The sequence below is a fragment of the Pseudosulfitobacter koreensis genome, from assembly GCF_024733015.1.
Lineage (GTDB): Bacteria > Pseudomonadota > Alphaproteobacteria > Rhodobacterales > Rhodobacteraceae > Pseudosulfitobacter > Pseudosulfitobacter koreensis.
Genome location: NZ_JANKJG010000010.1, coordinates 17320 through 29481, shown reverse-complemented (window position 1 = coordinate 29481; position 12162 = coordinate 17320). Strand labels below are relative to the sequence as shown.

Annotated in this window: 10 protein-coding genes; 5 read left to right on the top strand and 5 right to left on the bottom strand. The window is 62.2% G+C overall.

Going from position 1 to position 12162, the window contains the following annotated elements; translation table 11 throughout:
- Positions 1-198 precede the first annotated feature (198 nt).
- The 5 genes from NTA49_RS13230 to NTA49_RS13210 all read left to right on the top strand — a co-directional run bounded on the left by NTA49_RS13230 (position 199) and on the right by NTA49_RS13210 (position 5095).
- Positions 199-1410, top strand: coding sequence for an aromatic ring-hydroxylating oxygenase subunit alpha (locus NTA49_RS13230; RefSeq protein ID WP_258295270.1), 1212 nt, complete (start codon positions 199-201; stop codon positions 1408-1410).
- 29 nt (positions 1411-1439) lie between these two features.
- The gene (locus tag NTA49_RS13225; RefSeq protein ID WP_258295269.1) at positions 1440-2306 is read left to right on the top strand and encodes an ABC transporter permease; all 867 of its coding nucleotides are present in this window, start codon (positions 1440-1442) and stop codon (positions 2304-2306) included.
- Positions 2303-3118 carry an ABC transporter permease gene (locus NTA49_RS13220; RefSeq protein ID WP_258295268.1) on the top strand — a complete coding sequence of 272 codons (816 nt, stop codon included), beginning with the start codon at positions 2303-2305 and terminating at the stop codon, positions 3116-3118. Before NTA49_RS13225 ends, NTA49_RS13220 begins: the two co-directional genes overlap by 4 nt.
- Before the next feature lie 21 nt (positions 3119-3139).
- Positions 3140-4246 (top strand): ABC transporter ATP-binding protein, encoded by a 1107-nt coding sequence (locus NTA49_RS13215; protein WP_258295267.1) that lies wholly within the window; start codon positions 3140-3142, stop codon positions 4244-4246.
- Between the two features lie 69 nt (positions 4247-4315).
- Positions 4316-5095: a methyltransferase domain-containing protein gene (locus tag NTA49_RS13210; RefSeq protein WP_258295266.1), complete on the top strand. Its 780-nt coding sequence runs from the start codon at positions 4316-4318 to the stop codon at positions 5093-5095.
- A 75-nt stretch (positions 5096-5170) separates the two neighbouring features.
- On the opposite strand, the gene NTA49_RS13205 is transcribed toward NTA49_RS13210, so the two are convergent.
- From NTA49_RS13205 to NTA49_RS13185, 5 genes are all read right to left on the bottom strand, one after another.
- On the bottom strand, positions 5171-6235 hold the full coding sequence (locus NTA49_RS13205; RefSeq protein ID WP_258295265.1) for an extracellular solute-binding protein: 1065 nt from the start codon (positions 6233-6235) through the stop codon (positions 5171-5173).
- A 165-nt stretch (positions 6236-6400) separates the two neighbouring features.
- The gene (locus NTA49_RS13200; RefSeq protein ID WP_258295264.1) at positions 6401-7798 is read right to left on the bottom strand and encodes an aminotransferase; all 1398 of its coding nucleotides are present in this window, start codon (positions 7796-7798) and stop codon (positions 6401-6403) included.
- Between the two features lie 13 nt (positions 7799-7811).
- Entirely contained in the window at positions 7812-8987 is a 1176-nt protein-coding gene (locus NTA49_RS13195; RefSeq protein WP_258295263.1) for an aminomethyltransferase family protein, read from the bottom strand.
- Positions 8984-10519: a phytoene desaturase family protein gene (locus NTA49_RS13190; RefSeq protein WP_258295262.1), complete on the bottom strand. Its 1536-nt coding sequence runs from the start codon at positions 10517-10519 to the stop codon at positions 8984-8986. The genes NTA49_RS13195 and NTA49_RS13190 overlap by 4 nt, the downstream gene beginning before the upstream one ends.
- Positions 10516-12150, bottom strand: coding sequence for a phytoene desaturase family protein (locus NTA49_RS13185; RefSeq protein ID WP_258295261.1), 1635 nt, complete (start codon positions 12148-12150; stop codon positions 10516-10518). The genes NTA49_RS13190 and NTA49_RS13185 overlap by 4 nt, the downstream gene beginning before the upstream one ends.
- Positions 12151-12162 lie beyond the last annotated feature (12 nt).

The following is a 12162-nucleotide window of genomic DNA, read 5'->3' as shown; positions in this document are numbered from 1 at the left end:
CTGAACTGAAATCACTTTCTATCAATCAGTAACAGCAAGCGCTCGTCGCGGCGCGCGCGGAACAGACCCGCACTCAGCTCCCTCGCCCGCTTTTTCTGCCGCCAAAGGACCCGCGCCAAACCCCGCTTCAAAATATTTATTTAAGCGCTCAATAAAACTTGCTAGAGTGCTCCCGAGCCATCAACCGGGAGCCTCCTCATGACGTCCTCTGTCGCACAAGCGCAAGATCTGCCCATCGACCATGACCGCAAGGGCCTGCCCGCGTGGAGTTATTTCAACACCGAAATGCTCGAGATGGAAAAGGACCTGCTGTTCCGGTCGCATTGGCAACTGGTCTGTCATGTCAACGACCTGCCCGACGCGGGCGATTTCGTCACTCTGGACTGCGTCGGTGAACGCGCGCTGGTGATCCGGGGCAAGGACGGCGTGTTGCGCGGGTTTCACAACCTCTGCCGCCACCGCGGATCGCGCGTGGTCGCCGCCGAGCAGGGCAACTGCCGCAACTCCATCGTCTGCCCGTTCCACGGCTGGGTCTACAATCTCGACGGCACCTTGCGCGGTGCCGCGCAGCCAGAAAAGCTACCCGAGCTTGATTCGGTCGCCTTTGGCCTCAAGGCGATCGAGACCGACATCTGGCGCGGCTTCGTCTTCGTGCGCTTCCGCCCCGGCCCGCAGCCGCCCATGTCAGAAGTGCTCAAGCGTTTCGACGCCGAGATCGACCAATACGACCTCGAAGGGCTGATGCCCTCGGGCGAAGGGTTTTACTCTGAAACCGCCGAAGTGAACTGGAAATGCATCCGCGACGTCGACAACGAAGGCTATCACGTGCCGATGGCCCACCCCGGCCTTCAGGATCTGTTCGGCAGCAACTACTACGACGAGGATTTCAAAGACGGCGCATCCCGCTCCTACTCGGAGTTTCGCGAAGCCAACCACCGACTGTGGAGCGTTCAGGCCTACACCTCAATCCTGCAGGCACCGCCCGAGCTGGACGAAAGCCACGCGAAGGCCTGGCTTTACATCGGTCTCTTTCCAAATTGCGTGCTTGGCATTTATCCCGACTGTGTCAAATTCTATCAGGAATTCCCGGTGGAGTACGGCAAGACCATGCAACGCGGCACGACCTACAGGCTGGCAAACGAAGACCGCCGCATGCGGCTGTCGCGCTATCTCAGCAGCCGGATCGACCGGCTGACATCCGAAGAGGACGAAGAGCTGGTGCGCTGGTCCTGGGAGGCCGCCTTTTCCAGCGGCTATGACGGCGTGATCCTGTCCGATCTGGAAAACACCGTGCGCAGCTATCACGACTGCCTGCGCGCGCACTTCCCGGTACTGAACGAGGATGAGCCACCCAAGGGCACGGTTGCCGCGCGCAACGCCGAACTGCTGGCCGCAAGAGCCGCCGAATGAGGCGATCAACCGCAAGGGATGCGCGTTAGATGGCGCTCCGGTTCGACCGTGAAGCGGGTCAGGGCCTGCGGCTGATCAGCTTGACGCTTGCCTATGTGCTGGTCATGCTGGCGGCCCCGCTGCTGATGGTGATCACCTTCAGCTTCTGGACTCAGGACTACCTGACCATCGACACCACGCTGACCCTCAATAACTACCGCGAGGCATGGGGCACGCCGATCTACCAGGTGCTGATGTGGCGCTCGCTCAAGATTTCGCTGATCGTGACGGTGGTGACGGTGCTGCTGGCCTTTCCCATTGCCTATTACCTGTCGTTTCATGTCACCCGCCGCAAGGCGCTGTGGCTGTTCCTGATCACCGTGCCGTTCTGGACCAGCTACTTGCTGCGCGTCTTCCTGTGGAAGGTGATCCTGGGCTACAACGGCGTGCTCAACTCGGCGCTTCTGGGGCTGGGGTTCATCGACGCGCCGCTGACCTTCATCCTCTACAACCTGAATGCGGTGGTGATCACGCTGGCCCATGCCTGGGCCCCTTTCGCGATCCTGCCGATCTTTGTGGCGCTGGAAAAGATCGACCGCTCCCTGCTCGAGGCCGCGACCGATCTGGGTGACAGCCCGCTGCGGCGGTTCTTTCGCATCACCCTGCCGCTGGCCATGCCCGGCATCGTCGCGGCCACCCTGATCGTGCTGATCCCCACCGTGGGTGATTTCATCACACCGCGGCTGGTGGGCGGCACCGACGGGCTGATGATTTCCAACATGATCCAGATCCAGTTCGGCAAGGCGAACAATGCCCCGCTGGGCGCGGCGCTCGCCGTGTCGTCGATGGTGGTGATCGGGCTGATCAGTGTCGGCATCTTTCTGGTCGGCAAGAAACTGGGGGGCCGTGTGCGATGAAATGGCTCTCGTCCAAATGGCTCGCGGTCTATGCCGTGGTCTACATGATCTTTCTCTACGCGCCCGTGATCCTGCTGCCGCTCTTTGCGTTCAACACCTCGACGATCATCGCCTTTCCGCTGTCGGGGTTCACGACCGAATGGTTCGTGGGGCTTTGGTACACCGACACGCTGCACATCGCCCTTGGCAATTCGATGTTCGTGGGGGTGACCACGGCCTTGCTCAGCACGCTGCTGGGGGCCTTCGCCGCGCGGGCCTCGGCGCGGTTCGCCTTTCCGGGCAAGACCGGGATCGTCGGACTGATCATGTTGCCGCTGGTGCTGCCCGAGATCATCATCGCGGTGGCGCTGCTGGTGATGCTCAATCAGCTTGGCATGCCGCTGTCGCTGTGGACCGTGGTGGGTGGGCACGTGCTGATCTGCACGCCTTTCGCCATCGCCATCCTCAGTTCATCCTATCGCGGGCTGGACCGCGAGCTTGAGGAAGCCTCGTTCGACCTGGGCGAATCCCGTTGGGGCACCTTTCGGCGCGTGACGCTGCCGCTGGTGCTGCCGGGGGTGATCTCAAGCTTGCTGATCACCTTCACCATCTCGCTCGACGAATTCATCATCGCGTTTTTCCTCACCGGCACCGACGTCACCCTGCCCGTCTATATCTGGAGCCAGCTGCGCTTTCCGGCCAAGCTGCCCTCGGTCATGGCGCTGGGGACGATCCTGCTGTTGGTGTCGGTGGTGCTCTTGATCATCGCCGAGGCGCTGCGCCGCCGCAGTGCCGCGCGCCAAGGTGTCGATACCACGCTGGCGGGGCTGTGACGCATGACCAGAAAGGCTGACATGAAAGACACCCACACCAAACCGATGATCGTGATCGACCAGGTGGTCAAGAAGTTCGGATCGTTCACCGCGCTGCACGGCATCTCTGCCGAAATCCGCGAGGGCGAGTTCTTTTCGCTGCTGGGGCCATCGGGCTGCGGCAAGACCACGCTGTTGCGCGTCATCGCGGGGTTCGAGCCGCCGACAAAAGGCAAGGTCGCGATCGGCGGCAAGGACATGTCGGGCATTCCTGCCAACAGCCGCCCCACCAACATGGTGTTCCAGAGCTATGCGATCTTTCCCCATCTCAACGTCGAGGAAAACGTGGGCTATGGGCTGAAGACCCGCAAGATGTCCAAGGCGGACATCGCCCGCGACGTCGCCGAAGTGCTGAAACTGGTCGACATGGAAAGCTATGGCAAGCGCAAGGCGCACGAGCTGTCGGGCGGCCAGCGGCAACGCGTCGCCCTGGCCCGCGCGCTTGTGATGCGGCCCGAGGTGATCTTGCTGGACGAGCCGCTTTCGGCGCTGGATAAAAAGCTGCGCGACCAGATGCAGGTCGAATTGCGCAGCCTGCAACGCAGCATCGGGATCACCTTCATTCTGGTCACCCACGACCAGGAAGAGGCGCTGATCATGTCGGACCGCATCGCGGTGATGTTCGACGGGCGCATCGAACAGCTTGATACGCCCGAGGGGCTGTATCGGCGTCCCGTGAACCGACGGGTGGCATCTTTCATCGGCGTGATGAACTTCCTGCCCGCCAAGGTTCTGGGCGTAACCGACCAGCATGTGAAACTGGACATCGCAGCATTGGGACAAATTGACGTGCCGCGCCACGACATCGACCCCGCGTTCGACATCGAAGCGGTCGACACCATTGGCGTGCGTCCCGAGATGTTTACGCTGCTGGCCGACGCGGACGATACCGCGCAGATGAAGGTTCAGGGCGAGGTGGTCGATTCCGAATATTACGGCGACATGACCTATTATTCGGTGCGGCTGGCTGGCCATGACACGCCCGTCACCATCTCGATGCGCAACACCGCCGGCCGGTCAGTCGTACCTCCGGGCAGCCAGGTTACCGTCGGATGGGGGGCGGATTCCATCGTCGTTTTCAAGGAGTGAGACGGCCCAACAGCATGATGTACGTAATTGGGCCGAATATGTACCACATCGCGTCTCGGAGGCCACCGGATGAGCGCTGAACTGAACTATGACGACCGCCACATCGCCTTGCTCGAAGCGCTTTGGGGCGAAGGATACCTGTCGCCCGGCGGCCCCGAAGAAGTCGCCCGCGTGGTCGAGAACGCACCCGTCGCAGGGGCGCACATGCTGGATATCGGCAGCGGGTCAGGTGCCATCGCTGTGTCGCTCGTGCGCGATCACGGGGCCGCCCATGTGACCGGCATCGACATAGAGGAACCGGTGTGCGCCGCTGCCAGACGCCGCGTGGCGCAGGCTGGCCTGTCCGATCGCATCACCATCCGGCAGGTGACGCCCGGCCCCCTGCCTTTCGACGCCGCCAGCTACGACGTTGTATTCTCAAAAGATTCCATCATCCACATTCCGGACAAGGAAGCGCTGGCTGCCGATGCTTTCCGCGTGCTGAAACCGGGCGGATGGTTTGCCGCCTCGGACTGGCTGATCGCGCATGACGATGCGCCCTCGGCCGAAATGGCAGCCTATATCGCGCAGGAGGATCTTGATTTCGCGATGGCATCGCCCGCACGCTATCATAGGGCGCTGAAGCAGGCGGGGTTTGACAACATAACGCTCACCAATCGCAATGCCTGGTATACGGCGGTCGCGCGCGAAGAGCTGGCGCGGATGTCGGGGCCTGAGCGTCCCGAGTGGGAGGCCACGCACGGCGCGGATCTGATCGCCGAGTCCATCGTGACATGGACCGCGATGATCAAGGTTCTGGAGACGGGCGAGCATTGTCCGCATCACCTGCTGGCACAAAAACCAGCCTGACCGCGTCACGGTAACACCCGCAGTAAAATGCCGCCGCACCCTTTCGGATACGGCGGCGATCTGTCTGCCAGATGCTTAGAAGCCTGCCTTGATGTTCTCATACTCCGCGATCATCTTCTCGCGCAGTTCAGGTCCCGGAGGGGACTGCCACAGCGTGTTAGCCCGCAGGGATTCGTTGCTGTCCAGACCGACGCTTTTCAGCATCTCCTGATCCAGTTCGGCCATGGCCGCCGAATTGGAGTGGCCGTAACCCCAAGCGGTGACAATGTAATCGACCGTCTTGGGCTCGAGCCATGCGTTGATGAAATCATAGAACTTGTCGTCCGAGCCTTCGCCGTCCTTCAGCTTGACATAACCGCAGACCCAGCTCGACGCGCCCTCGTCGGTGTCGCGTTTCAGCGAAATCGGCAGACCCTCGGCGCTCATCGTCGATGAGGTTTCATTCCACGCCCAAGCCAGTTCGACCTGCCCCGATTGCATCAACTGCGCCAGCGACGACGACGAATCCCAATAGCTCAGGACGTTCTTGTGTACCTCGCGCAGGAAATCCGAGGCCTTCTGGAAGTCTTCGTCGGTGGCCTTGGTCCAGTCCTGCACACCAGTTGCCAGGAATCCCAGCGCATAGGCGTCGTCGACATTGTCGCTCATCGAGACCTTGCCCGCCATCGACGGATCGGCAAAGATCTGCAGCGACTGTACCTGATCCTCGGTCAGCTTTTCGGTGTTGTAGGTCAGGCCGGTATTGCCCCAGTCGACCGGCACGAAATAATATTCACCGTCTTTCTTGTAGGCTTCGATCTCGCGGAACTCGGCGTTCAGATCGTCCCAGCGGTCGATGCGGGAGGGGTCCAGCGGTTCCAACAGGCCCGCTTCCATCCACTTGGGGACAGACTGAGAGCATGGGTGCGCCGCATCGGCCGTGAAGCCCGAGCGAAGTTTTTGAAACGCCTCTTCCTCGTCGCCGTAAAAGGCGAACGTGGGGGCGGTGCCGTGTTTTTCGTTATATGCTGTATAAAAGGCCGGGTCTTCGTAACCCGCCCAATCGAACACCGTCAGTTCCGCATCCTGCGCCAGCGTGGACGTACCGAGCAGCGCGGCAATCCCGGCAAGCGCCGCGACCTTCAATCGTAGAGTGGTCATGAAATTCTCCCTGTTATTTTTTGTCGGCCCTTACCGGCAAAGCTTTGGGCAGGACCCTGGGTAAAAAGTTAAGCGGGAACGTTGCTTGTTACAAGTTTTATATGAGCGCTCAAACAATATATGGCATTTGAAGGCGTCCCCTGATGAACAAAGCGCCAGCAAAGATCACTCCCCAGCCATCTGCGCGGTCACCTCTTCCAGCGCGTCCTCCAGCAGGTCGAACATCTCGTCCACCTGCGCGCGCGTGACCACCAGAGGCGGCGAAAAGACGGCCATGTTGATCAACGGCCGCACCAGAAGCCCGCGTTTTTCGCAAGCAATATCCAGCAGTTCGCCCAGCTTGCGCTCTGCCGCCAGCGAGGTGCCGGGCGTGTCGGGCCGCCCCTGAATACACGCAAGCAAGCCCATGCCGCGTGCGTCGCCGACGATGGGAAACTTGTGCAGCGCCTGCAGACGCGATTGGAAATAGGGCGTGATTTCGCGCACATGCTCCAGGATGCGCTCCTGCTCCAGTATCTCGATGTTCTTCAGCGCGGCGGCACAGCAGACCGGATGGGCGGAATAGGTATAGCCGTTGGAAAAGAGCACGTTTTCGTCCGGTCCGGTCATCCGCTGCATCACCGCATCGGAAATGATGCAGGCGCCCAGCGGCAGATAGCCCGAGGTCAACCCTTTGGCGCAGGTGATGATGTCGGGCACGATGCCGAAGACATCCTCGGAGGCGAACCAGTGGCCCAGACGCCCGAAGGCCGTCACCACCTCGTCCGAGATATAGAGAATGTCGTGCGCCTTGCAGATGTCATGCGTGCGCTTGTGGTAGCCTTCGGGCGGGATGATCACACCGCCCGAACACAGGATCGGCTCGGCGATGAAGGCCCCGATGTTTTCGGGTCCCACCTCGGCGATCAGGTTTTCCAGGTCGGCGACCTTGGCATCACACCAGTCGGCCACGCTCATGGCCTCGGGGCGATTGTACGGATTGACGTCGGGCAGGAACCGCACCAGCCGGTCCTCGACGTCGAAACGGCTTTTGTCGCGTTCCTTGCCGGTGACTGTCGAAGCCAGGTAGGTCGAGCCGTGATAGCCCTTTTCGCGGGCGATCACGATCTTCTTGTCGGGCCGTCCAAGAGCGTTGTTCATAAAGTGCATGGTGCGTATGGCGGTGTCCACCGCCGTCGATCCGCCCGTGGTGAAGAAAACGTTGTTCAGATCACCGGGCGCCAGATCGGCGATTTTCTTCGCCAGCAGCGTCGACGGATCGGTCGTCGTGGTCCACGGTGATGTATAGGGCAGACGCAGAACCTGATCGGCGATTGCGGTCGCCATCTCCTTGCGGCCATAGCCGATCTGGACGCACCACATCCCCCCCGGCCCGTCGATGTAGCGTTTGCCGCTCGCGTCCCACAGATAGATGCCCTCGGCCCGCTCGATAGGCTGGTAATCGCTTTCCTGCCAGGCATCCATCGCGGCCCAGGGGTGCAGCTGATGGTTGCGGTCCCACTCGTTCAGGGTCTCGGCCGAGGGTTCGTTCGACAAATTACGTGGCAAGGTCGTCATGGTCATGCTCTCCGGGGGCTCAGAATGCGGCGGGCGGCGTTGTGCGGGCGCGGGCATTGATGAAAAAAGGTTTGTCCTGAATGGTGACAGAGACCAGTCGGCGGTCCCACCGGCCTTCCTGATTGACGTAGATCTCGGCCATCAGGTCGTCGGTCCTGGAAATACCGTAGGGGGCTTTCAACTCGGCCAGCGCGATGTTGCGCTTGGTCGTGGGCGACCAGACACCGGACGTGACGTGGCCGACCTCGCGCTTGCGATGGTAGATCAGCGCGTCCTGCGCAGGCTTGAACCCGCCCAGGTCGATCTTCACCAGCGCATAGCGCTGCCCGCCGTCCCTCTGTTTCAAAAGGGCGCGGCGGCCATTGAAATGGCCCTTGTCGAAATGCACCATGCGGCCGAAGCCCAACTCGATCGGGGTGCGGCCACGGTGCAGGCGCATGGCGGCGTGCACGGGCTGAAAGTCCATTCCGGCGGCGATAAACCCCGCCTCGATCCGCGCGATGTGCAGCGCGTCGAAGCCGATGGCACGCAGGCCCCAGTGGTTTCCTGCGGCCCAGAGCCTGTCCCACAAGGGCAGTGCCGCGTCCCAAGGCACCCAGATTTCGTAGCCCAGATCGCCGGTGAAGCCGGTGCGCGATATCCACAGGTCAGTCTCGACCTCGTGCCAGTCGAAGGGTTTCATCTGGCCCACGTCCAGCCCCGCATCGCGCAGCACCGAATAGGCGGTCGGTCCCTGCAAGGCCACGGCAGCAACCGCATCGCTTTCGTCGGTGACCGTCACGTCAAAGCCCCAAGCGGCGTCCAGCAGCCACAAGAACATGCGTTCCTGGCAACACAGCCGGAAGTCCGTTTCCGAAAACCGGAACAGGGTACCGTCGTCGATCAGCATCCCCTCCTCGTCGCACCACATGACATAACCGACGCGGCCATCGCCGATGCGCGATACGTCGCGGGTGACGACGCGGTTGATCATCGCCAGCGCGTCCGGTCCGGTGATGCGGTATTTGTGCATCGGCGAGATGTCGAACAGCGTCGCCTGATTGCGGATCGCAAAATACTCGAACTCTGCCGTGTCGAGCACGGAGGGCGACATGTAGCCCGCCCAATCCATCCAACCCTTGGCACGGCTCAGAGCCTCGAGGCGTGGGTGAAAGGGACCAGGGATCAGGCCGATAGGCACCGCTTCGTGCGTCATGACAACACTCCTTCGGCCAGAAGCTGCAGGGCGGCGTTGCGGCCCGGTGATCCGGTTACGTCACCGCCGGGATGCGCCGAGGCACCGCAGAGGTAGTATCCCCGGACCCCGAAAGAATAGCGCGACAGACCGTTCACGGGGCGCACCGTCAACAACTGATCGATGCTCAGCTCACCGTGGTGCCAGTGCCCACCAGGCGCGCCAGTAAGTGTTTCGATATCGTCAGGCGTCAGCAGGGTGCTGTGGGTGATCAGGTCTTGCAGGCCAGGCATATGCACCTCAAGCGTCTGAATGATGCGCTTGCTCAAGTCGTCGCGCTGCGCTGCCGTCCAGCCGCCATCGGGCGCGTGCGGCACGAATTGCGCGATCACCGATATGACTTGCCTGCCATCCTTGCACAGCGACGGATCACTGAGCGACGGAAGCACAGCTTCGAGCACCGGTGCAGCGGAAGCCTCGCCGTATTTTACCGGGTTGAAGGCGCTTTCAACGTGGGTGGCAGAGGGGGCCACGATCAGGCGCGCCGCCTTTTGCGCATCGCTCAGGCCCGGCATGTCGGGTGTCGCGCTCAGCACAAGATTAAGCTTTGCGGTGGTGCCCTTGGCGCGCATTCTTTGCAGCCGTCTGGTTGCCTCGATGTCGAAGTGCCGCGCGCCCGCCAGTTGCATGGTCAGCGGCGCGGCAAGGCTGGACAGGACGGCGGCGGCCTGCAGGATCGTACCGTCGTCCAGCGTGACACCGCGCACCTGATCCTGCTCGACCATGACAGAGGCCACGGTGCTTCTTGTGCGCATCTCGACGCCCGCATCCTTCGCCGCCGTCTCGAACGCGCCCATGCCCCGCATCGGCAACAGCACGTCGCCGCCCTGCCCCAGACGGTAGAGCAGCGTGAACACCGACCCCGGCCCGCGCGGCCCGCTCCAGCAGCCACGCACGGCATCGGCGGCAAGTGCGCCGGCGACCGGGCCATCGGCCAGATCGTCAAGCAGCAGGTCATAGGCGTTCGACAGGATGATGCGCAGGAATTCCCGCATGTCCTGCTTGCCCAGCCGTTTGACGTTCAGCCCCAGCCTGGCCAACCCACCGATATCGCGCAGGCCCGCAAGCCCCTCGGCCAGCGATGGCGGCGGCGCATCCGAAAGCTGGCCCAGCAGGCGTGCGAATTTCACCAGACGCTTGCGCAACGCAGCATAGGCTTCGGCCTCCGGGTGGGCCGTGCCATCGGCAAAGCGCAGCGTGTCGCCCGCCATCTCCACATGCTTGCCATCGGGTGACATGGCGATGGTCGGCAGCTTGCGGGTCTCGACGCGCAAGGCGATGTCTTTCGCCACCTTCGGGCTGAGGTTGTAGAGCAGATGCGCAATCTCGGGGCCGCGCGCGCCCTCGGCATAGTCCACCGTGCGTGCCATGCCGCCCGCCTGCCCGGACTTTTCCACCACGCACACACGTTTGCCACGGCGCGCCAGCACGGTTGCCGCTGTTAGCCCGTTGTGGCCCGCGCCCACGACGATTGCATCATAGGTATCGGTCATGCGGCGAACCTCGGCATCGACTTGCCCTTGCCCGCCCTGCGCAGGATCTCGCGCGCGGCGTTCGCACCCGGCGCTGCCATCACACCGCCGCCGGGGTGGCTGGACGATCCGACCATGAACAGCCCCTCGACCGGCGTGCTGTAGTCGGAATATCCCGGCACCGGACGGTTGAAAAGCAACTGGTCGAAGGTCAACTCGCCCTGAAAGATGTTGCCCTCGGTCAGCCCGACCTCGTTTTCAATGTCGAGCGGCGTGCGCACCTCGGCATGGACGATACGCTGACGAATGTCGGGCATCGCCTGCTCCATCTTGTCATAGACGCAATTGGCCAGTGCCGTGCGCGTCTCGTCGGTCCAGTTCTGCCCCGAGCGGACGCCACCCCGCTCAAGATCATAGGGCGCGTATTGCACGAAGACCGTCATCATGTGCTTGCCTGGCGGGGCCATCGTGGGGTCGATCTGGCTGGGGATCAGCATGTCGAAATAGGGCTCGGAGGACCAACGCCCGTCCTTCCAGTCATCATAGCCGCGTTCAAGCTCGGCCAGCGAGGTCGAGCAATGCAGATCGCCGCGCAGGAAGGGCGCGTCCTTTGGGGCTGCGGGAAATTCGGGCAGCCGGTCCAGCGCGATGTTCAGCTTGGCCGACGATCCGCGTATCTTGAAGCGGTTGACCGCCTTGGTGAAATCGTCGGGCACATGGATCGGGTCCACGTGTCGCTGAAAGGTACGCTTGATGTCCATGTTCGACGCGACAATAGGCGCATCGAAGGTGTCGCCGTTCTCAAGCGCCACGCCCACGACCTTGCCGTCCTTCACCCGAAAACTGTCGATACCCGATCCGGTCCTGATCTCGCCCCCCGCCTCTTCGAACGCCATGCCCAGCGCCTTGGAGATCGAGCCCATGCCGCCGCGCGCGAAGCCCCAGGCCCCGATGGCCCCGTCGACGTCGCCCATGTAGTGATGCAAGAGCACATAGGCGGTGCCGGGTGAATAGACACCAAGGCCGGTTCCGATGATGCCTGAACCTGCCAGATGCGCCTTGATCAGGTCGCTTTCAAAATGCTCGTCCAGAAAATCCCCGATGGACATTGTCCAGAAGCGGATGGTCTCGCCCAACTCCTTCGCTCCCAGCCCGTGCGCCTTTTTCACAAGAAAGGCCAGTTCGCCCAAATCACGCGGGTGCAGCGAGGTGGGATCAGGGGCATGGCGCAGCAGGAAGGGCCGGATGAAACGGCACTGACGCATCACCGTCTGCGAGAAGCGCGCATAGGCGTCTACATCGCGCGGGCTGTGCCGGGCGATCTCGCGCTCCAGCGCGTTGTGGTCGGACATATAGGCGAAATAATCGTTGTCTTCGGTAAAGGTCGCGCCGCCCTCATAGGGGATCACCTGCAAACCAAAGCGGGGCAGTTCCAGATCGCGCACGATTTCGCGGCGCAGCAGGGAACAGACGTAGGAACAATTGGAATAGGTCCAGCCGTCGTGCAGCGACCGGCTGACAGCGGCACCGCCGATCCAGTCGTTCTTTTCCACGATCAGCGTCTTCAGCCCCGCCTTGGCCAGATAGCATCCGGTGGTCAGCCCGTTGTGCCCCGCCCCCACGATGATCGCGTCGTATGATGCCACGCCCATGCGCTTTCTCCC